At 57.2% G+C, this 22,481-nt stretch carries 25 protein-coding genes and 1 other RNA gene; 15 read left to right on the top strand and 11 right to left on the bottom strand.

Annotation, left to right across the window (positions count from 1 at the left end; translation table 11 throughout):
- Positions 1 to 53: 53 nt before the first annotated feature.
- Positions 54 to 362: a hypothetical protein gene (locus tag EOK75_RS13410; protein ID WP_168199246.1), complete on the top strand. Its 309-nt coding sequence runs from the start codon at positions 54 to 56 to the stop codon at positions 360 to 362.
- 39 nt (positions 363 to 401) lie between these two features.
- Here the strand turns inward: EOK75_RS13410 and preA are convergent, their stop codons facing one another.
- Positions 402 to 1,703, bottom strand: coding sequence for an NAD-dependent dihydropyrimidine dehydrogenase subunit PreA (gene preA / locus EOK75_RS13405; protein WP_137194589.1), 1,302 nt, complete (start codon positions 1,701 to 1,703; stop codon positions 402 to 404).
- 20 nt (positions 1,704 to 1,723) lie between these two features.
- On the bottom strand, positions 1,724 to 3,046 hold the full coding sequence (locus EOK75_RS13400; protein WP_137194587.1) for an NAD(P)-dependent oxidoreductase: 1,323 nt from the start codon (positions 3,044 to 3,046) through the stop codon (positions 1,724 to 1,726).
- Between the two features lie 224 nt (positions 3,047 to 3,270).
- Between EOK75_RS13400 and EOK75_RS13395 the strand changes: the two genes are divergently transcribed.
- From EOK75_RS13395 to aat, 3 genes are read left to right on the top strand one after another with little or no spacing between them, the layout of a single operon-like run.
- On the top strand, positions 3,271 to 3,744 hold the full coding sequence (locus EOK75_RS13395; RefSeq protein ID WP_137194585.1) for an acetyl-CoA carboxylase biotin carboxyl carrier protein: 474 nt from the start codon (positions 3,271 to 3,273) through the stop codon (positions 3,742 to 3,744).
- Between the two features lie 10 nt (positions 3,745 to 3,754).
- Positions 3,755 to 5,107 (top strand): acetyl-CoA carboxylase biotin carboxylase subunit, encoded by a 1,353-nt coding sequence (gene accC, locus EOK75_RS13390; protein WP_137194584.1) that lies wholly within the window; start codon positions 3,755 to 3,757, stop codon positions 5,105 to 5,107.
- 15 nt (positions 5,108 to 5,122) lie between these two features.
- Positions 5,123 to 5,782 carry a leucyl/phenylalanyl-tRNA--protein transferase gene (aat, locus tag EOK75_RS13385; RefSeq protein ID WP_420821944.1) on the top strand — a complete coding sequence of 220 codons (660 nt, stop codon included), beginning with the start codon at positions 5,123 to 5,125 and terminating at the stop codon, positions 5,780 to 5,782.
- Here the strand turns inward: aat and EOK75_RS13380 are convergent.
- The 5 genes from EOK75_RS13380 to EOK75_RS13360 form a co-directional block, all read right to left on the bottom strand.
- A complete protein-coding gene (locus EOK75_RS13380; RefSeq protein ID WP_137194581.1) occupies positions 5,746 to 6,105 on the bottom strand; it encodes a DUF2155 domain-containing protein in 360 nt (119 codons plus the stop codon). The genes aat and EOK75_RS13380 overlap by 37 nt on opposite strands.
- 15 nt (positions 6,106 to 6,120) lie before the next feature.
- Positions 6,121 to 6,495 (bottom strand): NADH:ubiquinone oxidoreductase subunit NDUFA12, encoded by a 375-nt coding sequence (locus EOK75_RS13375; RefSeq protein WP_137194579.1) that lies wholly within the window; start codon positions 6,493 to 6,495, stop codon positions 6,121 to 6,123.
- Between the two features lie 114 nt (positions 6,496 to 6,609).
- Positions 6,610 to 7,875 (bottom strand): ATP-dependent Clp protease ATP-binding subunit ClpX, encoded by a 1,266-nt coding sequence (clpX, locus tag EOK75_RS13370; protein WP_137194578.1) that lies wholly within the window; start codon positions 7,873 to 7,875, stop codon positions 6,610 to 6,612.
- A 115-nt stretch (positions 7,876 to 7,990) separates the two neighbouring features.
- Positions 7,991 to 8,623: an ATP-dependent Clp protease proteolytic subunit gene (locus EOK75_RS13365; RefSeq protein ID WP_137194577.1), complete on the bottom strand. Its 633-nt coding sequence runs from the start codon at positions 8,621 to 8,623 to the stop codon at positions 7,991 to 7,993.
- A gap of 247 nt (positions 8,624 to 8,870) precedes the next feature.
- Entirely contained in the window at positions 8,871 to 10,190 is a 1,320-nt protein-coding gene (locus EOK75_RS13360; RefSeq protein ID WP_137194575.1) for an ATP-binding protein, read from the bottom strand.
- A gap of 66 nt (positions 10,191 to 10,256) precedes the next feature.
- Between EOK75_RS13360 and EOK75_RS13355 the strand changes: the two genes are divergently transcribed.
- Positions 10,257 to 11,171 carry an MBL fold metallo-hydrolase gene (locus EOK75_RS13355; RefSeq protein ID WP_168199245.1) on the top strand — a complete coding sequence of 305 codons (915 nt, stop codon included), beginning with the start codon at positions 10,257 to 10,259 and terminating at the stop codon, positions 11,169 to 11,171.
- A gap of 31 nt (positions 11,172 to 11,202) precedes the next feature.
- Positions 11,203 to 11,559: a transfer-messenger RNA gene (gene ssrA, locus EOK75_RS13350) on the top strand.
- A gap of 29 nt (positions 11,560 to 11,588) precedes the next feature.
- Here the strand turns inward: ssrA and EOK75_RS13345 are convergent.
- Positions 11,589 to 12,557 carry a DUF808 domain-containing protein gene (locus EOK75_RS13345; protein WP_137194573.1) on the bottom strand — a complete coding sequence of 323 codons (969 nt, stop codon included), beginning with the start codon at positions 12,555 to 12,557 and terminating at the stop codon, positions 11,589 to 11,591.
- A gap of 197 nt (positions 12,558 to 12,754) precedes the next feature.
- On the opposite strand from EOK75_RS13345, the gene gap (EOK75_RS13340) reads away from it, so the two are divergent.
- The 4 genes from gap (EOK75_RS13340) (at position 12,755) to EOK75_RS20855 (ending at position 15,381) form a co-directional block, all read left to right on the top strand.
- The gene (gap, locus tag EOK75_RS13340; RefSeq protein WP_137194572.1) at positions 12,755 to 13,756 is read left to right on the top strand and encodes a type I glyceraldehyde-3-phosphate dehydrogenase; all 1,002 of its coding nucleotides are present in this window, start codon (positions 12,755 to 12,757) and stop codon (positions 13,754 to 13,756) included.
- A 35-nt stretch (positions 13,757 to 13,791) separates the two neighbouring features.
- Complete coding sequence (locus EOK75_RS20860) at positions 13,792 to 13,935, top strand: hypothetical protein (RefSeq protein ID WP_168199244.1); 144 nt, start codon at positions 13,792 to 13,794, stop codon at positions 13,933 to 13,935.
- A gap of 95 nt (positions 13,936 to 14,030) precedes the next feature.
- Positions 14,031 to 15,032, top strand: a complete 1,002-nt coding sequence (gap, locus tag EOK75_RS13335; protein WP_137194571.1) for a type I glyceraldehyde-3-phosphate dehydrogenase — start codon at positions 14,031 to 14,033, stop codon at positions 15,030 to 15,032.
- A 187-nt stretch (positions 15,033 to 15,219) separates the two neighbouring features.
- Entirely contained in the window at positions 15,220 to 15,381 is a 162-nt protein-coding gene (locus EOK75_RS20855) for a DUF1127 domain-containing protein (protein WP_168199238.1), read from the top strand.
- Between the two features lie 9 nt (positions 15,382 to 15,390).
- Here EOK75_RS20855 and coaD read toward each other — a convergent pair whose 3' ends face one another.
- From coaD to EOK75_RS13320, 3 genes are all read right to left on the bottom strand, one after another.
- Positions 15,391 to 15,891 carry a pantetheine-phosphate adenylyltransferase gene (gene coaD, locus EOK75_RS13330; RefSeq protein WP_137194570.1) on the bottom strand — a complete coding sequence of 167 codons (501 nt, stop codon included), beginning with the start codon at positions 15,889 to 15,891 and terminating at the stop codon, positions 15,391 to 15,393.
- Positions 15,892 to 15,967: 76 nt separating this feature from the next.
- A complete protein-coding gene (locus EOK75_RS13325; protein WP_137194569.1) occupies positions 15,968 to 16,402 on the bottom strand; it encodes a CBS domain-containing protein in 435 nt (144 codons plus the stop codon).
- 52 nt (positions 16,403 to 16,454) lie between these two features.
- Entirely contained in the window at positions 16,455 to 17,345 is an 891-nt protein-coding gene (locus tag EOK75_RS13320; protein WP_137194568.1) for a LysR family transcriptional regulator, read from the bottom strand.
- 102 nt (positions 17,346 to 17,447) lie between these two features.
- Between EOK75_RS13320 and EOK75_RS13315 the strand changes: the two genes are divergently transcribed.
- From EOK75_RS13315 to EOK75_RS13295, 5 genes are all read left to right on the top strand, one after another.
- Positions 17,448 to 18,947: a CoA-acylating methylmalonate-semialdehyde dehydrogenase gene (locus tag EOK75_RS13315; protein ID WP_137194567.1), complete on the top strand. Its 1,500-nt coding sequence runs from the start codon at positions 17,448 to 17,450 to the stop codon at positions 18,945 to 18,947.
- 169 nt (positions 18,948 to 19,116) lie between these two features.
- Complete coding sequence (locus tag EOK75_RS13310; protein WP_137195782.1) at positions 19,117 to 20,262, top strand: acyl-CoA dehydrogenase family protein; 1,146 nt, start codon at positions 19,117 to 19,119, stop codon at positions 20,260 to 20,262.
- Positions 20,259 to 21,299: an enoyl-CoA hydratase/isomerase family protein gene (locus EOK75_RS13305; RefSeq protein ID WP_137194566.1), complete on the top strand. Its 1,041-nt coding sequence runs from the start codon at positions 20,259 to 20,261 to the stop codon at positions 21,297 to 21,299. Before EOK75_RS13310 ends, EOK75_RS13305 begins: the two co-directional genes overlap by 4 nt.
- Positions 21,296 to 22,168 (top strand): 3-hydroxyisobutyrate dehydrogenase, encoded by an 873-nt coding sequence (gene mmsB / locus EOK75_RS13300; protein ID WP_137194565.1) that lies wholly within the window; start codon positions 21,296 to 21,298, stop codon positions 22,166 to 22,168. Before EOK75_RS13305 ends, mmsB begins: the two co-directional genes overlap by 4 nt.
- Positions 22,169 to 22,250: 82 nt before the next feature.
- Positions 22,251 to 22,457 (top strand): YgaP family membrane protein, encoded by a 207-nt coding sequence (locus EOK75_RS13295; RefSeq protein WP_137194564.1) that lies wholly within the window; start codon positions 22,251 to 22,253, stop codon positions 22,455 to 22,457.
- Positions 22,458 to 22,481: the final 24 nt, after the last annotated feature.

The following is a 22,481-nucleotide window of genomic DNA, read 5'->3' as shown; positions in this document are numbered from 1 at the left end:
CGCTATGGTATTCTAAACGTAGGCGGGGGCCTGTTTGGTATCGGAATGTAAAGATGGACTTCCAAATTTCCGGGCGTATGACAACGCCAGCTGCTCCCATTGTCGAAGTACAAAAGCCAGTCGAGTCCCACGCTGAATCGACATTGCTTCCTGCACCGCTGAGTGTAGACGAGGCCCGCGCTGCTGCTGAAAGCGCCCACGAACCGCGTGAAAAATCCGCGATCATCCGTGCGCTTTTGTCCAACCCGCCTGCCTCCCCTGCAGAGCTTAGCCTCGCCACGCAAATCGCGGCAAAGGTGAATGAGGCATCCTCTGGCTACGCATCGGCAATCGCCTCGTTGGACGGATCTGAAAAGCAATAGGTCTGGCTTGCGCCAGACCTATCCCGAGACACACAGCCTCTATTCCGCAGCCGTTGCGCTAGGGTTATTGGGGTGTGTTGTCCAGTTCGCATAGTCGCCAACCTTTTCACCCGTACGCGGGTCCAACTCCCCTTTGGGCAGTTCGATCATCGTGATGCAATCCTCGACCGGACAGACGTTGACGCAAAGGTTACAAGCGACACATTCGTCGTCCATCACCTCAAAAACGCGATCCTCACTCATAGAGATCGCCTGATGGCTCGTATCCTCACATGCGGCATAGCAGCGACCGCAGTTGATACAAGCCTCCTGATCGATCCGCGCCTTGGTCACATAGCTCAGGTTCAGATATTGCCAGTCGGTCACATTCGGAACCGCCTTGCCCACCAGATCGGCGGTCGATTTCATGCCCTTCTCATCCAGATATTGTGATAGGCCCGAGATCATTTCCTCTACCACTTTGAACCCGTAGGTCATCGCGGCAGTGCAAACCTGCACATTGCCAGCGCCCAAGGCCATAAACTCCGCCGCATCGCGCCAGGTTGTGACCCCCCCGATGCCAGAGATCGGCAGCCCATGGGTTTCAGGGTTGCGTGCAATTTCCGCGACCATATTCAGTGCAATCGGTTTGACCGCCGGACCGCAATACCCGCCATGCGACCCCTTACCGTCGATCATCGGCTCGGGGCTGAAACTGTCAAGATTGACCGAGGTGATGGAGTTGACGGTATTGATCAGGCTGACCGCATCGGCACCGCCACGTTTTGCCGCCTCGGCCGGTTTGCGCACATCGGAAATATTGGGCGTCAGTTTTACGATGCAAGGCATGCGGCTGTGCTGTTTGACCCAGCGCGTCACCATCTCGATATATTCCGGCACCTGCCCTACGGCAGCGCCCATACCCCGTTCGGCCATCCCATGCGGACAGCCAAAGTTAAGCTCCACCCCGTCGGCCTCGGTATCTTCGATCCGTTTAAGGATATCTATCCACGATTCCTCATCGCAGGGCACCATAAGAGAGATGATCAGCGCACGATCCTTATAATCGCGCTTGACCGATTTGATCTCGCGCAGGTTCACCTCCAGTGGGCGATCCGTGATCAGCTCGATGTTATTGAGCCCCAGCAACCGCCTATCCGCCCCCCAGACCGCGCCGTATCGCGGGCCGTTCACATTTACCACCGGCGGCCCTTCAGAGCCGAGCGTCTTCCAGACCACCCCGCCCCAGCCCGCCTCAAAGGCGCGGCGCACGTTATATTCCTTATCCGTCGGGGGCGCAGATGCCAGCCAGAACGGATTGGGCGATTTGATACCGATAAAATTCGTTGCAAGATTTGCCATAAGTTTATCCTCCGAAGGTGCTAGACCGTCGCCCCCATGATTGCCGCGTGGATCGCCTCTGCTGCGTCGCGCCCTTGGGCCACGGCAGTCACGGTCAGATCCTCTCCCGCATTTGTGCAGTCGCCGCCGGCCCAAACATTATCCGCAGGGGCGTCTGCCAGCTTTTTGCCTGCCGTCACGCCTGCGGGGGTCACCAAGGTTTGCCCGATTGCTTTGAAAACCTGATCGGCCTTGAGGGTGAAATGCTCCTCCAGCATCTGCAGCCCATCCGGCCCGTCCTGCGTATAGGCGAACTCCACCCCTTCGGCAGCACCATTCCCAAGCACTGCCACGGGGGCCGCGTTATAGATGATCCGGACACCGGTTTGCGTGGCATGCTCTTGTTCATGCAGGCTTGCGCTCATCTTGTCCTTGCCACGGCGGTAAACGATGGTGACGTTCTCGGCCCCCAAAAGCCGCGATTGCACGGCCGCATCCACCGCCGTCATGCCGCCGCCAATCACGACAACATTGCGGCCCACGCCAAGCTTGGCCTTATCGGGTTGCTGGCGTAAATCAGAAATGAAATCAACGGCATCGCGGACGCCTTCCAAGGTCTCCCCCTCAACGCGCAGGTCATTGACGCCGCCAAGACCAATCCCTAGGAACACGGCGTCATAGTCAGCGCGCAATGCATCCAAAGAGACATCGCGGCCCAGCTCCACCCCGGTTTTCACCGTAATGCCGCCGATTTTCAGCAGCCAATCCACCTCATGTGCTGCGAAATCATCTGGGGCTTTATAGCTGGCGATCCCGTATTCGTTCAGTCCGCCCGGCTTTTGACGTCGCTCCAGAATGGTGACCTCATGCCCCCGCATCGCCAAACGATGCGCGCAGGCCAGACCCGCAGGCCCGGCACCAACAACAGCCACCCTCTTGCCCGAGGACGTAGCACGGGTAAACGGATGCACCCCCGCCGCCATCACCTTATCGGTGGCAAAGCGCTGCAAGCGACCGATCTCCACCGGCTTGCCCTCTGCGGCCTCCCGCACGCAGGCCTCTTCACATAGTTGTTCGGTGGGGCAAACCCTCGCGCACATGCCGCCAAGGATATTTTGGTCCCATATGGTTTTCGCTGCAGCCTCCGGTGTTGCGGTGGCGATCTGGCGAATAAACAAGGGAATATCGATGGAGGTAGGACAGGCCGTGATACAGGGCGCATCATGGCAGAAATAACACCTGTCAGCGGCAACAAGCGCTTCATGCCTGTCCAAAACCGGTTCCAAGTCGCCGAAATTTTTAACGTAGCTTTCGGCGGGCAAACGGCCCGAAGCAACTCCGGGCGTTAGCTGGCTGTTCGACACGTTTCAAACCCTCCCCTTTTTGATTGTCGTTGAAAAAGGCTGCCACAGCCTTGAAATTTTATCAAATGGTAAATTTACGCAGCACAAAAACAGATCGAACCCGCCCAAAGAGCAACTCGTGCTTTTCACCTCGGCGCCGCTAGCGTATAACAGCGCAATATCAGTGGGGTTTGCGTCGTTATAATATGCGCAACAATGCCCCAAAAACGCTACCAGAGGACGGTATGAGCAAACATTCCACAGACGCAGACGTCGCCTTCATCAAGGCACTGGCAGAAATTTTGAACACAAACGAGCTTACCGAAATCTCGGTAAAGCGCGACTATGCCGAAGACGACAGCCTTGATGTGCGCGTGGTCAAACAGGCCAATGTGGTTCAGGTTGCAGCCACAGCTGCCCCCATCGCGGCACCATCGGCAGCAGCAGCAGCCCCCGTCGCCGCCAATGAAGACCCTGCCCAACACCCCGGCGCGCTTACCTCGCCTATGGTGGGGACGGCCTATTTGGCCGCCGAGCCGGGTTCCACACCGTTCGCAACCGTTGGCGCACAAGTGACCGAAGGGCAAACCGTGTTGATCATCGAAGCGATGAAAACAATGAACCACATCCCCGCCCCGCGCGCCGGCACCATCAAGCGCATCCTCGTCGAAGACGGGAGCGCTGTTGAATTTGGCGCACCCCTGATGATCATCGAATAAGGGGCAAGCCATGTTTGACAAGATCCTAATCGCCAATCGGGGCGAAATTGCCCTTCGCGTCATTCGCGCCTGCCGCGAGATGGGGATCGCCTCAGTCGCTGTGCATTCCACTGCCGACAGCGATGCGATGCATGTCCGCATGGCCGATGAAAGCATTTGCATTGGCCCCGCATCCTCGACCGACAGCTATCTGAACAAAGCCGCGATCATTTCGGCCTGTGAGATTACCGGCGCGCAAGCGGTCCATCCCGGCTACGGCTTTTTGTCGGAAAATGAGGCTTTTGCGCAGGCGCTCCAAGACCATGGCATCACCTTTATCGGCCCTTCGGCGGAACATATCCGTGTAATGGGCGATAAGATCATGGCCAAGGAAACCGCTAAAGAGCTTGGCATTCCGGTCGTTCCGGGGTCCGAGGGCGGTGTCGCCAGCTATGAGGATGCGATCGGTGTGGCTGAAGGCATCGGCTTTCCGATCATCATCAAGGCCACAGCAGGCGGCGGCGGGCGCGGCATGAAGGTTGCCAAGAACGCGGCTGAGCTTGAAGTTGCCTTCCGGACCGCGCGGAGCGAGGCCAAGAACGCCTTTGGCAATGACGAAGTCTATATCGAGAAATACCTGCAAAAGCCGCGCCATATCGAGATTCAAGTCTTTGGCGACGGCAAAGGCAATGCGGTGCATCTGGGGGAGCGTGACTGTTCACTTCAACGCCGCCACCAAAAGGTGTTCGAGGAAGCCCCCGGCCCCTGTATCACCCATGAATTGCGCGCCCATATCGGCAATATCTGTGCCGAAGCGGTCGCCAAGATCAACTATATCGGTGCAGGCACGGTGGAGTTCTTGTACGAGGATGGCGAGTTCTTCTTTATCGAGATGAACACACGCCTTCAGGTTGAACACCCCGTTACCGAAGCGATCTTTGGCGTCGATCTGGTGCGCGAACAAATCCGTGTCGCGGCCGGTCTGGGCATGTCCTTTACCCAAGACGACCTTGTCCTGAACGGTCACGCGATCGAGGTGCGGATCAACGCTGAAAAGCTGCCGAATTTCTCTCCCTGCCCCGGTACGGTGCGAACATTCCATGCGCCGGGCGGTCTTGGGGTGCGGATGGATAGCGCGATTTATGGGGGCTATACGATTCCGCCCTATTATGATTCGCTCATCGGGAAGTTGATCGTCCATGGTCGTGACCGACCAGAGGCACTGTCACGGTTGCGGCGCGCCTTGGGCGAGTTGATTATCGACGGTATTGATACCACGGTACCGCTGTTTGATGCCCTGCTGGCTGAACCAGACGTCCAGAACGGGGAATATAACATTCACTGGCTGGAAAAATGGCTGGATGCACAGCTTGGCACACATTGACCTATCGGGGGGCCATTGCGCCCCCCGCTTGCTATGTCTGACGCAATAACCCCACAGCTTTTACTCTCGGCCTATGCGGCGGGGGTGTTTCCAATGGCGGAAAGCAGCACCTCTGATGTGCTCCATTGGGTTGATCCGCAACGCCGCGGCATTTTTGATCTGGACAGCTTCCACATCTCGCGCAGCCTGTCGCGGCGGATTGCGCGCGGCGGCTACTCCATTCGTACCAATTATGACTTTGAGGGCGTGGTTGCCGCCTGTGCCGACCGTGAGGAAACATGGATCAACGCTGAAATCTTCGCCCTTTACAAGGCACTGCATCAAGCGGGCTTTGCCCATAGCCTTGAGGTGTGGGAAACAGAACACCTGGTCGGTGGGGTCTATGGCGTGGCGATCGGCGGCGCATTTTTTGGCGAAAGCATGTTCTCACGCCGGACAGACGCCTCCAAGCTTGCCTTGGCGTGGCTGGTTCATCGTCTGCGAGCCGGTGGGTTCACGCTGTTTGACGCGCAGTTCATCACCCCGCATCTTGCCTCACTTGGCGCGATAGAGATTTCACGGAGCGCCTATCATGAACGGCTAAAACAAGCCCTTCCCTTGGATGCAACATTTGATCCTGCGGGCTATGCGCCCACCGCTCAATCCGTTATGCAGCGCAAAATCCAAACATCATAGCGGGAATGATCCATGGCCGAAAGCGCGGGGCTGGTGGCTATCATCCAGCCGGAAAATGCAGGCTCTTCCATTAGCCTGTCCAGAATCGTCAAATGGGCATAAGCCTCGCTCGGGCCCTCATCGGATGGATAGCGGCATTCATCAAGCTGGATCGTCAACCGCCCGTTTTGGGCCGATTGCCCGCGCGACAATTCCAAATCGCCCGTTTCACCTGAAACCTTATCCAGCCAACGGACAACGCCGCCTCTGGCCGCTACCGCAGTCTGCCCAACGGCGGAGGTTGCGCAGAAAACCGCAAGAACGGCTACGGAAAGACGATTCATACAGGATGCCATGCCTTATTCCGGCTGCCATGCCTCATAGTCCGAGCGATCCACGGGGGCAGCCCGCCGAAGAGAGCCCGCAGGCGCATAGGCCGCATCGGTTCCGGTCAAGTTTTCAAGATGCGGCTTTTGCCAGACTTTATGCAGCAAAGGCGCCTTTGTTGGTGGCTCATCCCAAGTGAAATGCAACCAACCATGCCAATCAGCCGAGACACGCGATGCTTCCATTTCACCATTGAAGATCACCCAGCGGCGTTTTCCATCCGCAGTCTGGTAAAAGATATTACCCTGATCATCCTCGCCGACTTTCTGACCCTTACGCCAGGTAAAAACCTGCGTATTGATCGTTTGGCTGTTCCACCATGTCAACAATCGCTTGAGGAAATACATCAAAGGCCTCCGGTTTCGTTTGGGATGGTATGGCGCAAGGCGCGGCCAAGGTCCAGTCTGATCGACCCGGTCTTGGCCAAAAGAAAGGCGGGACTATGCCCCGCCCTTCTCGTATTAGCCCGCGCTTGCAGGCTCTTTCTTTTTGCGGTCGGTATGCACAAGCAAAGGCCGCGCGCCGGAGTTGACCGCCTCTTCGTTGACCACAACCTCTTGCACGTTTTCCATGCCGGGCAGATCAAACATCGTATCCAGCAAGATATCTTCCATGATGGAGCGCAGACCACGTGCGCCGGTTTTACGCTTGATCGCCCGTTTCGCAATCGCAGTCAACGCATCCGGCGTAAATGTCAGCTGCGTACCTTCAATATCGAACAGACGCTGATATTGCTTGACCAAAGCGTTTTTGGGCGCGGTCAAAATGGTAATCAACGCGTCCTCGTCCAGATCGGTCAGCGTCGCAATAACCGGCAAACGGCCCACAAATTCCGGGATCAAGCCGAACTTCAATAGGTCTTCCGGCTCCAGCTCTTGGAACATCTCACCAACACCGCGCGAATCCGGATCCTTCACCTCGGCGCCAAAGCCGATGCCGGAACCTTTGCCCCGCTGAGCGATGATCTTTTCAAGGCCCGCAAAAGCACCGCCGCAGATAAAGAGGATATTCGTGGTATCGACCTGCAAGAATTCTTGCTGCGGATGCTTGCGCCCCCCTTGCGGTGGAACGCTTGCCACGGTCCCTTCCATGATCTTCAACAGGGCTTGCTGTACGCCTTCACCCGAAACATCCCGCGTGATCGAAGGATTGTCGGATTTGCGCGTAATCTTATCAACTTCGTCGATATAAACGATGCCGCGCTGTGCACGTTCCACGTTATATTCAGATGCCTGCAAAAGCTTGAGGATGATGTTTTCCACATCCTCCCCGACATAGCCGGCCTCGGTCAAAGTGGTCGCATCGGCCATCGTGAAAGGCACATCCAGAATCCGCGCCAGCGTTTGCGCCAGCAAGGTTTTGCCACAACCGGTAGGGCCGATCAGCAAGATATTGGATTTCGCCAGTTCGATATCGCTTTTGGACGAATGGTTCAAACGCTTGTAATGGTTGTGCACCGCTACGGCCAAAACGCGCTTCGCATGCACCTGACCGATCACATAATCGTCAAGCACCTTTGCGATATCGCTTGGCGTTGGCACGCCTTCGGTGGCTTTCAGCCCTGCCGTTTTCGTTTCCTCACGGATAATATCCATGCACAATTCAACGCATTCATCACAGATGAACACTGTAGGCCCTGCGATAAGCTTGCGCACCTCGTGCTGGCTTTTGCCGCAGAACGAGCAATAGAGGGTGTTTTTACTGTCGTTGCCCGAATTATTCGCCATTGTCGTTCTCTGCCCCGCGTCGCCTGAAATGCTGGTTCAGCCAAGTCTATGCCATGGCCCCTACCTTCACAATGTCAAATCGCCCCCAAGGCTCTGACCCTTGGGGGCGAATGTATTACTTATCGTCTGGTTCTGCTTTGCCGCGATTCTCCAGAATTTCGTCAATCAGACCCCATTCCTTCGCATCTTCGGCGGACATGAAGTTGTCACGCTCCAGCGCTGCCTCAACCGTATCAAGGTCCTGACCGGTGTGGCGCACGTAAATCTCGTTCAAACGACGCTTGAGCTTTTCGGTTTCGCGGGCATGAATCATGATGTCGGTTGCTTGGCCCTGATAGCCGCCAGAAGGCTGGTGCACCATCACACGCGAATTGGGCAGGCTGAAGCGCATGCCTTTTTCACCGGCGGTCAGCAGCAACGATCCCATTGACGCCGCCTGCCCGATCACGAGCGTAGAAACCTTCGGCTTAATGTATTGCATCGTGTCATAGATCGACAGCCCGGAGGTCACAACGCCGCCGGGGCTGTTGATATACATCGAGATTTCCTTGGACGGATTTTCCGCTTCAAGGAACAAAAGCTGGGCGCAGATCAGGCTGGACATGCCGTCATGCACAGGGCCAGACAGAAAGATAATCCGCTCTTTAAGCATCCGGCTAAAGATATCATAGGCGCGTTCACCGCGGCTGGTTTGTTCCACAACCATGGGAACGAGGGTGTTCATGTAGTGGTCGATCGGATCTTTCATCAGCGCCTGCCTGTTTTATTCAGTGAACCTTATCGGGATAAGGATTGAGTGAGTCTTAGTGCTGCGTGCCGCCACTCGCAAGGGCATCAGCCAATTTCCGCAGCCACAGCGGGGTAAAATGCCCGTTTTTGTGATGCTATTGCCCGATCCTGATTATCAAAAACTTAACAAAGACGCCGTTTTCCCCCTCGCGGCTGCCCATACAGGGCCACACCCGCGTTAACCATCTTTTATCAAGGTCCAAACATTAACAAGCGATCACGAATTCAGCCTTCAAACCGCCCATTTCCGCGCTTTGCGACAGGGTCAACGCGCCGCCATGGCTGCGGGCGACATCCTGTGCGATGGCAAGGCCAAGCCCAACGCCGCCGCCTCGATTCGGATCGCGTGCAGAATCGAGCCGCGAAAACGGCATCATCGCCTCGTTCCGCTGCATCTCGGGGATGCCGGGGCCGTTGTCCTCGACCAGCACCCGCAGTTCTTTGCCGGTTTGCCACGCGCTAACCCGGACACGGGTACCGAAACGCACACCATTCCCGATCAGATTTTCCAACGCGCGTGTCACGGCCGCGGGCCGCAACATGACATCACCCTGCACCTCCAGCGTGCCCGGCGTCACCGCCTGCCCCGAGCGTACTGCGTTATCGATCATGCGCCCTATCAACTCGGCGGGGCTTGTAAGCTCTGCATCTTCCATCGCATCGCCCCGCGCGAAGGACAAAAATTCATCAATCAGCCGCTGCATATCACCGACATCGGCCAATAGGGCGGCGGTTTCCTCATCCTCGGGCAGCATCGAAAGGCCCAGACGCATCCGCGTCAAGGGCGTGCGCAGATCGTGGCTGATCCCCGATAACATCATCGTGCGCTGTTCGATCTGACGCTCGATTCGCGCGCGCATATCCAGAAAGGCACGGCCCGCCGCACGCACCTCCAGCGCGCCGCGGGGGCGATATGTCACATGCTGGCCCTTGCCAAAAGCTGTCGCAACACTTGCCAACCGCGTGATTGGCCGCAGCTGGTTGCGCAAGAACCCGTAGGCCACAAAGGTCATCACCACCGAGGTCAGAATCATCAAAACCAACAGTTGATGCGGGTTAGAGGCCGACAGACGCGCCCGATCCACCACCAGCCAGAGCGCCCCCTGCGCGGTGTTGATCAACATCTCCACCCGACGTGGATCACCCAACAACTCGACGCGCTGCAAACCGGGAACGGATTCGCGCAACGTCGCGATCACCTCACGCCCCGACAGGTCAAACCAGGACCGCAGATCGCCGACATCGGATTTTGTGGTCGGAAATTCCACCGCAAAGCCCATCGCCTGCGCAACCTCTTCCAGTTGTTGCTTGGCCGAATCTTGATCGGGCGCAGCCGCCATCTGGTCCAGCAGATAACCCAGCTCAATCGCCACGCCGCCGGTCATCTGCTGTGTGACGCGTTCGAAATGTCGCTGGATAAAGGCAACAGACACCACAAGCTGGATCGATACGACCGGCACGATCAGGATCGATATGGCGCGTCCGTAAAGCCCGCGCGGGAAAAAGTTTTTCAACCTGAATGACATGGTGCAAGACTAACCGCGTCGATACGATTACAAAAGCCCCAGATTGCGCCAAACCAAGGATCCGTCATGCCTGCAACCCCCGGTATCTGTGAAACCCTCTCGCCGCAGGTGCGACGCGTTTTGGCCCCTAACCCCTCGCCGATGACGTTGCACGGCACCAACAGCTATTTGGTGGGAACCGGTGATGTGGCGCTGATTGATCCCGGCCCGAATGATCCCGCCCACGCCAGCGCCCTCATGGCCGCATTGGCCCCCGGCGAGCGGATCACCCATATCTTCGTGACCCATGCACATCTTGACCACTCCCCCCTTGCCCGCGAGATGGCAGCGACATTGAACATTAACACCCATGCGTATGGCCCTGCTATCGCGGGCCGCAGCCCCTTAATGCAAGCACTAGCCCAAACCGGCACGCTTGCAGGCGGCGAAGGGATTGATACGGCGTTCACTCCTGACGTCGTGCTGTCTTGCGGCGATGTGCTGGCACATGGCGACTGGGCGCTGGAGGCAATCCATACCCCCGGCCATCTTGGCAGCCACCTGTGTTTTGCGATGCCAGACCCCGAGGATTCGACGAGCGACGTGCTGTTCTCGGGCGATCATGTCATGGGCTGGGCCTCTTCACTTGTGTCGCCGCCCGATGGCGATATGGCCGCCTATATGGCCGCAACCCGCCGTCTGGCCGCGCGCGACTGGTCCATCATGCACGCGGGCCACGGTGACCCGATCACCGATCCAGCCGCACGCCTTGCCTTCCTGATCGCACACCGCGAATCCCGCGAGGTCGGCATCTTGGCCGAACTTGCAAAAGGTAGCACCACAATAGCCGAACTGACAGCCACGCTTTACGCCCAAACGCCACCCGCCCTTCACCCTGCCGCTGCGCGCAATATCCTCGCCCACCTGTTGGATTTAACAGCACAATCACGCGTTGCGGCCGATCCTGCACCCGGCCCCGCTGCGCGCTACAGCTTGGCCTAAGGGCCGGAGAAATTCATCCTAACGACATCAGCCCCTTGCACCGCCACCCACCGCCTCCTATATTGAAATTGTTCGGGCTTGCTCGGACTATGGCGATAAACGCACCTGTAATAAACGGCTCGGACCCGGGGGCGGTACCCGGCGACTCCACCATTCCACCCGCTCATTTCGGGGGTTCGGGGTCGAAATAGGATCGACGAACGTCTAAAGAGGCCAGCTTTTGCTCGGTGAGTTACCACCGTTATCGGTACAAATCGTACAGTTGCAAATGACAACCGTGCTCCGATGGCGATGGCCGCGTAAGCGACCGGAACTATCGAAACTTAAGCCCTTGCACCTAGCAGTGTAAGGCGGGGTTCGGAGGTACCTGGCAACAGAAACCTCCACTTCCTCCCCTTTTGTCCGCGCCAAAGCCCGTCAATGGGCTGCCGGCTTCCCAGTGACTTTGGCGATCATCGGGCCAACCAGTTTCGTCACCACAGGGATCAGGACCAGCCCGAAGACAAGACCAAAGACACCGTCACTGGCGGCTGTCACGGCCCAAGTCACAGCCCCCTTGGCGCCATCAACCTTTTCAGAGGCCGTCTGTGCCAGATGGTGGATCTGGTCATAAATCCACGGCCAGCCCAAGACCTCCAGCCCGTGGGTGATGATATTACCACCAACCCAAAGCATGGCCCCCGTCCCGATAAATGACAGCAGCGCCAAAAGATGCGGCATAAAGCGCACGAGGCCACGGCCAACAGCGCGACTGACGGCAAAGCGCATATTGGCCGCCATATGCAGGCCAACATCATCCATTTTCACGATCAGCGCCACTACGCCGTAAACCGCCATCGTAATCCCCACCGCGACCACAGCAAGGGTTGCGGCCTGCATGTAAACATTCGGTGCCTCGATCACCGACAGCGAGATTGTCATAATCTCGGCCGAGAGGATAAAATCGGTTTTGATCGCCCCGGCAACGCGGGCTTCTTCCAGCCGCTTCGGGTCTGCGGGGGTCATACCCTGATCTACCACCTCACTCGCATGGGGCATGATGGCGTGAAAGACCTTCTCCGCCCCCTCAAAACACAGATAAGCCCCGCCGCACATCAACAAAGGCGTAATCGCCCAAGGCGCAAAATTGGACAGCAAAAGCGCGACGGGAAGCAGATAAACCAGCTTGTTCTTGAAAGACGCTTTGGTGATCCGCCAGATCATCGGCAATTCGCGGCTGGCATCAAGACCTGTGACATAGGTTGGTGTCACGGCGGCATCATCGATCAACACGCCAGCGGTTTTAGAGCCAGCCTTGGCAGCGGCCGCGGCAATGTCGTCAACCGAGCTCGCCGCAACTTTGGCAATAGCGGCAACATCATCCAACAAGGCTAATAAACCGCTCATATCCATTCCTTTTGCTGACAACGCCAACTTAGGGAAGTTTAGGGGAGGCGCAAGCCGTTAGCGGAAACGGGTGCTTTCGTTAGCGCCAACAGTCAAGGTTTGCGCTAACATACTGATAAATGGTGCTTTTAGGCTTTGAAAACTGGGGGGTCTTGTGTACATCCAACCCTAATGGGGCGTGGATATGAGGGTTTAACATGACAATAACCATCGGAATCAATGGTTTCGGCCGTATTGGGCGCTGCACTTTGGCCCATATCGCGGAAAGCGCGCGCAATGATGTACAGGTCGTCGCGATCAACGCGACTGGCCCGATTGAAACCAATGCCCATCTTTTGAAATACGACAGCGTGCACGGGCGTTTCCCCGGCACGGTTCGGGTTTCGGGAAATACGCTGGATCTCGGGCGCGGCCCGATGCGCGTGATGTCCACCTACAACCCGGCAGAGCTGGACTGGGAAGGTGTCGATGTCGTTCTGGAATGTACCGGCAAGTTCAACAACCGCGATGCGGCGGCGGTACATCTGGGCCGCGGTGCCAAACGTGTGCTGGTCTCTGCCCCCGCCAAGAACGTCGATAAAACCGTTGTCTACGGCGTGAACCATCGCCAGTTGACGACAGATCATCATGTTGTCTCCAACGGTTCCTGCACGACCAACTGCCTTGCGCCTTTGGCAAAAGTGCTTAACGATTCGGTCGGGATTGAGACCGGCATCATGACCACGATCCACAGCTATACCGGCGACCAGCCCACGCTCGACCGTCGGCATGAGGATCTTTACCGTGCACGGGCTGCCGCAATGGCGATGATCCCGACCTCCACCGGTGCCGCAAAAGCGCTGGGTGAGGTGCTACCAGAACTTGCAGGCAAGCTGGACGGCACCGCGATGCGCGTGCCGACCCCGAATGTCTCTGCTGTGGATCTGACCTTTGTGTCGCGCAAATTGGTGACCGCCGCCGAGATCAACGAGATCGTGCGCGAAGCGGCCTCGGGCTATATGGGCATGGTGATGGCCTATGATCCAGAGCCGAAAGTTTCCATCGACTTCAACCATACCCCCCACTCGTGCATTTTCGCGCCCGAGCAGACCAAGGTCATGGGGAATTGCGTACGGGTCATGGCATGGTATGACAATGAGTGGGGCTTTTCCTGCCGGATGGCCGATGTTGCCGGCGCAATGGGACGACTGCTGCACTAAGACGGGCTCTTTATGGTCCGCGTAAAAGGGACCTTATGACAAACACATTAGCCATTTGGCTGGGCATTGTGATCGCAGCCGCCGTATTCGGAGATTTTATTCTGAACGGCGGCGATGCGGCCCTTTTTCTTTTGCGGAAATTCGCCGTTTTCATTGATTACCTGTCTTTCTGGCGATAAATCCGGCAAGCTATGCTTGAAACTTGCGCTTAAATCGTGATGTTAGCGCTAGCAATCAGGGCGTCCCGCCCCGATCCAAGCATGGAGAACCTGCCATGACTGTCAAAGTCGCTATCAATGGATTTGGCCGCATCGGCCGCAACGTCTTGCGCGCCATAATAGAATCCGGTCGCACCGATATTGAAGTGGTCGCCATCAATGATCTGGGACCTGTGGAAAGCAACGCACATATGCTGCGTTTTGATTCGGTGCATGGCCGTTTTCCGGCAGAGGTCACAACCACCGAAACCTCGATTGACGTAGGTCGCGGACCAATTGCCGTGACCGCGATCCGCAACCCCGCAGAGCTGCCTTGGGGCGATGTTGATATCGTGCTGGAATGCACCGGTATCTTTACCGACAAGGAAAAGGCGTCTGTGCATCTGGAAAACGGGGCAAGCCGGGTTTTGGTTTCTGCGCCGTCCAAAGGGGCGGATAAGACCATCGTTTACGGGGTGAACCATGACACGCTGACGGCGGCGGATCTGATCGTCTCCAACGCCTCTTGCACCACGAACTGCCTTTCTCCAGTGGTAAAGGTGCTTAACGATGCGATCGGGATCACCAAAGGGTTCATGACCACGATCCACTCTTACACCGGGGACCAGCCGACGTTGGACACACTGCACAAGGATCTGTACCGGGGGCGTGCAGCAGCGCTGTCGATGATCCCGACCTCAACCGGTGCCGCAAAGGCCGTGGGGCTGGTGTTGCCGGAACTGAACGGCAAGCTTGACGGGGTTGCGATCCGCGTGCCGACACCGAATGTATCAGTGGTGGACCTGACCTTCGAGGCCGCGCGCGCAACCACCGTGGACGAGGTGAACGCCGCCATTATCGCCGCCGCAAACGGGCCGCTCAAGGGGATTCTGGGCTTCACCGATCAGCCGAATGTGTCGTCTGATTTCAATCACGATCCCCGTTCCTCCATCTTCCATCTGGATCAAACCAAGGTCCTAGATGGTAATATGGTACGGATCTTGGCTTGGTACGATAATGAGTGGGGCTTCTCCAACCGCATGGCCGATACGGCGGTAGCAATGGGTAAACTACTTTAAGATCACCCTGCAACATATTGAATACAAAAAGGGGCTCCATTAGGGGCCCCTTTTTTCAAAGCAAGCTATGCATCGCTTGCATAGCCGGATGCCTTTCATGGCTGTTGTTGGCGCAATCACATATCACGATATAGGGGAAAGAACAGTTGGCATGGGGTCAACCCTTCTGATGTACGTTAGGAAGCACATGAAAAACCTTATCAACCACGTGAAAACCGCATTGAACAATTACGCCCGCTATATCGAGACCCGCAACGAGATTGCGCGCCTGCCAAGGGATGTGGCGCTTGATCTTGGAATTGATCGCGGCGATGCCGACCGGATCGCCCGTCAAGCGATCTGGAGCTAAGGGCGCGCGTCAGCTTTTCTGGCTGTAGCGCGCAACCAATGCATCGCGCACGGCAGGCGGAACAAATTTGGAAACGTCCCCGTCAAGCCGCGCGATCTCTTTAACCAGCTTTGAAGCAATGGCCTGACGGCGCGCATCGGCCATCATAAACACTGTTTCAATTGAGGCATCTATCGCGCGGTTCATACCAACCATTTGAAATTCATACTCAAAATCGGCAACGGCACGCAGGCCGCGCACAATAACGGTGGCCCCCACATCACGGGCACAATAGATCAGCAAATTGTCAAACGGATGAACCACAATCTGTCCGCCGGTCTTGGCGACAATAGATTCACATTCCGCCTTAACCATCTCCACCCGCTCCTCCAGCGAGAATAACGGGTTCTTGTCGCGATTGATGGCGACACCAATCACCAGCTTATCGACCAACCCCATCGCACGTTGGATAATGTCGGTATGGCCCAAGGTGATTGGGTCGAAAGTTCCGGGGTAAAGGCCGGTACGCATGGCAACTCCTGATTTTGACGGTTAACGCAACAATATTGCGCTGCCCATTGCAAGCAGAAATACCAATCCGCTTGCCTCAGAATCCCTTGATCATGCCTTCCAGTGCGTCTTTTTCCATCGACAGCTCTGACAAGCGGGCCTTGACCACATCCCCGATGGATACAAGACCCGTCATCTCTTCGCCCTCCATCACTGGCATGTGGCGAAAGCGGCCATCGGTCATTTTCTGCATCACGCTATCGGCGCTGTCTTTCTTGGTGCAGCTGATCAGCTTGGCGGTCATCACGCTTTCGACGCCATCCGCCATACAGCCGACCCCGCGCTTGCCCAATTCGCGCACGATGTCACGCTCTGACAAAATCCCAAGCGGGTGCTTGCCATCTTTTGATATGATAATCGCCCCGATACGCTTTTCTGACAACAAGGCCGCCGCTTCGCTTAACGTCGCAGTGGGCGCCAGTGTCAGGACTCCTTGTGTGGGTTTGGACTGCAGAATTTGTTGCACCAGCATAGCGATCTCCCTTTGACATCTTAGGATAGCGTTGGCATTTGAAGGCAAGCTGTCAAGTTAAAGCTTCAAGGCGATGCAATTCACGGCGCACGCCACCGGCCAAAAGCTCGGCAAATCGGTTAAGCCGTTCGATCTGCGCATCATCTGCGTGGCGCACCAGCCAAAAGCTGCGGGTCAGCGAGATATCTTGCGGCAGTACATGCACCAGCTCGGGTGCGAAGGGCAGCGCAAAATCATGCACCATGCCAACCCCTCCGCCCGCGCGCATTAGCTGCGTTTGAACGGAAACCGAGTTGGAGGATATCTCAGGCGAAGCCGCGCCGATCTCACCAAGATAGTCCAGCTCCTTGTCAAAGATCATATCGGGGATATAGCCGATAATGCGGTGGTCTTGCAGATCCTCACGGCAGGTGATCGCTGGATTTTGCGACAGATACTCACGTGAGGCGGCAAGATGCAGATGGTAATCCGTCAGCTTTTGCACCGTCAACCGGCCCGTTTCAGGACAAGAGACCGCAACCGCCATGTCTGCCTCTCGCTTGGACAGGTTAAACACGCGTGGCAGGGCGACAAGCTGCACCTCCAACCCCGGATTTTGTGCGGTAATCCCCGCCAGAACCTGGGGGAGCAGGTAATTCGCAACCCCGTCAGGCGCGCCAAGACGGATCTGGCCGGTCAGCCCGCCATCTTCCTTGCGCAAGCAATCTTGCGCACTGGCCAGCGCCACTTCTGCCGCCAGCGCGGGGTCCATCAAACGCTGGCCGTCGCGGGTCAGGGTGTAGCCTTGCGGGGTTTTGGTGAAAAGCCGCGTGGACAAGACGCCCTCCAGCCGCGCGATACGCCTGCCCACGGTTGCCGGATCAATCCGCAGCAATTTGCCCGCGCCGGACAGGCTTTCTGATCGGGCAACCGCCAGAAAAATGCGTAAATCATCCCAGTCCATCGCCCACCCCTTTGCAAAAATGCAAAACGCTTTTGGCATATTGCCTCTTTATCGGGCAAATTTGCAAGCCTACAGTGGGTAAAATCATCGTAGGAGGATACTATGCAAGAGCTTACCCACTGGATCAACGGTCAGCACGTCAAGGGCACATCGGGCCGGTTTGCCGATGTCATGAACCCCGCGACAGGCGAAGTACAAGCGCGCGTCCCATTGGCCACCAAAGCAGAGCTGGACGCAGCCGTTGCCGATGCCGCCAAGGCACAGCCTGCATGGGGCGCCACCAACCCGCAAAAGCGCGGCCGCGTCATGATGGCGATGGTTGGCCTGATCAACCGTGACATGGACAAGCTGGCCGAGGCGCTTTCGCGTGAACACGGCAAAACCATCCCTGATGCAAAAGGCGATGTGCAGCGCGGGCTGGAAGTCATCGAATATTGCATCGGTGCCGCTGAGATGCTGAAAGGTGATTTCACCGACGCTGCCGGTCCTGGCATCGACATGTATTCCATGCGCCAGCCTTTGGGCGTGGCTGCGGGCATCACCCCTTTCAACTTCCCCGCGATGATCCCGCTGTGGAAAATGGGTCCTGCGCTTTCCTGCGGTAACGCGTTTATCCTGAAACCATCCGAGCGTGACCCGACCGTACCTTTGATGCTGGCAGAGCTGTTCAAAGAAGCCGGTTTGCCCGACGGCATTTTGCAGGTCATCAACGGTGACAAGGATTCGGTCGATGCGATCCTCGACAATGAAACCGTGCAGGCCATCGGTTTTGTGGGCTCCACCCCGATTGCGGAATATATCTATGGCCGCGGCTGTTCAAACGGCAAGCGCGTTCAGTGCTTTGGCGGCGCCAAGAACCACATGATCATCATGCCGGACGCCGACCTCGATCAGGCAGCCGATGCGTTGATCGGTGCCGGTTACGGCGCTGCTGGGGAACGCTGCATGGCGATTTCCGTGGCTGTACCCGTGGGTAAAGAAACCGCTGACCGCCTGATCGAAAAGCTGGTTCCACGGATCGAAAAGCTGAAAGTCGGCCCTTATACCGCTGGCAATGATGTGGATTACGGCCCCGTTGTGACGGCTGCTGCCAAGGAAAACATCCTTAAACTGGTCGAGTCCGGGGTAGAGCAAGGCGCAAAACTGGTCGTTGATGGCCGTGGCTTCAACTTGCAGGGCTATGAGAACGGCTATTTCGTCGGGCCGCATTTGTTTGATGATGTGACCACCGATATGGACATCTACAAGAAAGAGATCTTCGGGCCGGTTCTGTGCACCTTGCGCGCTGAAACCTATGAAGAAGCTCTCGGCTATGCCATGGATCATGAATACGGAAACGGCACCGCGATCTTTACCCGCGACGGTGACACGGCGCGCAATTTCGCCAGCCGGATCAACGTCGGCATGGTTGGTATCAACGTGCCAATCCCGGTTCCGCTGGCCTATCACACCTTTGGCGGCTGGAAAAAATCCGGCTTTGGCGACTTGAACCAGCACGGGCCAGATGCGTTCCGTTTCTACACACGGACAAAAACCGTGACATCGCGCTGGCCATCGGGCCTGAAAGAAGGCGGAGAGTTCCACTTCAAGGCGATGGACTGATCCAAACCACATTAGGGGGGCGTTCGCGCCCTCCTTTTGGCCTAAATGCCTGTTCCCCTACCGATACTCCCCCCATGAAATGGTGGTTAACCGGGACTTGAAACAGTCTTGAAACGGTTGGTCTTTAAGCAGAACACGACTTCTTAAATTCCGATCTTGTGAGGATATGATGGACCTTTCCCTGACCGAAGAGCAGCAAGCAATTTTTGAAATGGCCCAAGGGTTTGGGCAAGAAAAGATCGCCCCCTTTGCACGCGAGTGGGAAAAGGCCGAAAATATTCCCAAAACGCTTTGGCCCGAAGTGGCGGCCCTTGGCCTTGGCGGGATTTACGTTTCCGAAGATTTTGGCGGGTCCGGCCTGTCACGTTTGGATGCGACATTGGTCTTTGAGGCGCTGTCGATGGCCTGCCCCTCGGTCGCAGCCTTTTTGTCGATCCATAATATGTGCGGCGGCATGATTGACCGGTTTGGGTCAGAGGAGACCAAAGCGCGCTGGTTGCCTAAACTGTGCGGCATGGAAACCATATTCTCCTATTGCCTGACCGAACCGGGATCCGGCTCTGATGCGGCGGCGCTAAAGACGCGGGCCACCAAGGGTGAGGACGGCTGGCGCTTGAATGGCACCAAGGCGTTTATCTCGGGTGGTGGCTATTCGGATGCCTATATCGTCATGGCCCGCTCGGGCGAGGATGGGCCAAAAGGAATTTCCGCGCTGATCGTTGAGGATGGCGCCGAGGGGCTTTCCTTTGGCGGGCTTGAGGACAAGATGGGCTGGCGCGCGCAACCCACGCGGCAGGTGCAACTGGATGATTGCGCGGTGCCTTTGGACAACCTTTTGGGCGAGGAAGGCCGCGGCTTTTCCTATGCGATGGCGGGTCTGGATGGGGGACGCCTGAACATTGCCGCCTGCGCCTTGGGGGGCGCGCAAAGTGCACTGGACGCGACCATGACCTATATGGCCGAGCGCAAGGCCTTTGGCCGCTCGATTGACCAGTTCCAAGCGTTGCAGTTCCGTCTGGCCGATATGGAAGTGAAGCTGCAAACCGCGCGGGTGTTCCTGCGTCACGCGGCGGCAAAATATGACGCGAAGGCGCCGGATGCGTCGAAATTCTGTGCGATGGCAAAGCTTTACGTGACGGATGTTTGCTTCGACGTTGCGAATAGCTGTTTGCAGATGCATGGCGGCTATGGCTATTTGGCCGATTACGGGATCGAAAAAATCGTGCGGGATTTGCGGGTGCATCAGATTTTGGAAGGGACGAATGAGGTCATGCGCATGATCATCAGCCGTCAGATGTTAACGGACCGGGCATGAGCGATACGAAAACATGGATTGAGAGGCGGTGCGGCCGCATCAGGCTGAACCGCCCAAACGTACTAAACGCGCTAAGTGAACCAATGTGCGAGGCGCTCGACGCCGCATTGATCGCATGGGCAGAGGATGATGCCGTCGATCTGGTGGTAATAGATGCAGAAGGCCCCCGCGCATTTTGCGCCGGCGGTGATATTGCAGAGCTATACCACGCAGGCAAATCGGGTGATTTCGGACATGGCCGTCACTTCTGGCGTATGGAATACCGGATGAACCTGCGGATCGCGCGCTATGCCAAGCCTGTCGTCAGCCTGATGCACGGTTTCACCATGGGCGGCGGCGTTGGCGTTGGCTGTCATGCCCGCCACCGGATCGTCGGGGAAAGCAGTCAGCTTGCGATGCCAGAATGTGCGATCGGCTTGGTGCCGGATGTTGGCGGCTCCTATTTGCTGGCACGGGCGCCGGGACGGCTGGGGGCCTATCTGGCGGCAACGGGCGCGCGCATGGGCCCGGGCGATGCGATTTACGCAGGCTTTGCCGATTATTTCGTGCCCGAGTCCGATTGGCCCGCCTTGACCGCAGCACTGGTGGCAGAGGGCATCTCCGCATTGGTACGTTTCACCCAACCTGCGCCAGACGCCGACCTCCCCGATCTGCAAACGCAGGTTGATACGCTTTTCGGTGCTGAATCTTGCCCTGATGTTGTGACTGCCCTGCGCGCAGATGACAGCGATTTCGCCCAATCCACCCTAGAGATAATAGAACGCGCCTCGCCTTTGGCGACATGTGCTGCGCTTGAAATACAAAACCGTTTGCGCGCCGCACCCGACCTGTCCCAAGCGCTGGAGCTGGAGTATCGCTATACCCACAGCGCACAAGAGTCAGGCGATTTTCAAGAAGGCGTACGCGCCACCGTGATCGACAAAGACCGCAGCCCAAATTGGCTGCACAAAAGTATCGAGGCCGTTCCCGCGGCTGAAGTGACCGCCATGCTGGCCCCTTTGGGTTCGCAGGCTTGGACAGTGGAGGATGACGTATGAAAATCGGTTTTATCGGGCTGGGGAATATGGGCGGGCCAATGGCGGCCAACCTATCGGCGGCGGGCCATGAGGTCACAGGCTTTGACCTCAGCGCGCCAATGCCTGCGGGTGTGACGGCGGCCACCTCTGCCGCGCATGCGGCGACGGGTATGGATGTGGTAATCACCATGCTGCCCAATGGTGCGATCCTACGCTCTGTCGCGGCAGAGCTGATCCCCGCGATGACGGCCGGCACGGTCTTGTGTGATTGCTCTACAGTGGATGTGGACAGCACGCGGGTCGTGGCCGAACAAGCAGCCGCAGCAGGGCTTGACGCATTGGACGCGCCGGTTTCGGGCGGTGTTGGCGGGGCGACGGCTGGCACGCTGACCTTTATGGTCGGGGGCTCTGATGCGGGGTTTGCGGCGGTCAAACCGCTCTTTGATATCATGGGGCAAAAGGCCGTACATTGCGGCGATGCCGGTGCCGGCCAATCGGCGAAAATCTGCAACAACATGATCCTCGGCGTCACAATGATCGCAACATGCGAGGCCTTTGCCTTGGCCGATAAACTGGGCCTGTCGCGTGAGAAAATGTTTGATGTGGTCTCCACCTCTTCGGGGTATTCTTGGTCGATGAACGCCTATTGCCCTGCGCCCGGCGTTGGCCCGAAATCACCGGCCGACAATGACTATACCCCTGGATTTGCAGCAGAATTGATGCTCAAAGATCTGCGGCTGTCGCAGCAAGCTGCCGAATCCGTGGATGCAGATACCCCTATGGGTCAAGCCGCCGCAGCACTCTATACAGAGTTTGTGGAGGCCGAGGGCGGTAAGGGCAAGGACTTCAGCGCGATGCTGCCACGGTTTGAAAAGCGCGGGCGCGGCTGATCTATATCAAGTGCAGCAACTTGAATATGTCTTATCCTGCCCTCAATGGTCGCGAGTCGTGACCTCAAGCAAGGAGATGGATATGTTCAAGACCAACGTCGGCGGTGCAGACCGAGTTTTGCGCATCGTACTTGGGATTGCCTTGATCGCTGCATTCTTTGCCCTGCCCAACTTGGGCTGGCGCTGGGTTCTGGCGGTTGTCGGGGCGGTGGCATTGTTTACCGGTTTAAGCCGGTCGTGTTTGCTTTATAGCCTGATCGGCATAAATACCTGCTCGATCAAGAAATAAAAAAAGGGGGCCTAGGCCCCCTTT

The organism is Pseudorhodobacter turbinis, assembly GCF_005234135.1.
Lineage (GTDB): Bacteria > Pseudomonadota > Alphaproteobacteria > Rhodobacterales > Rhodobacteraceae > Pseudorhodobacter > Pseudorhodobacter turbinis.
The sequence above is the reverse complement of the archived record's forward strand: the minus strand, read 5'-3'. Positions and strand labels throughout refer to the sequence as shown.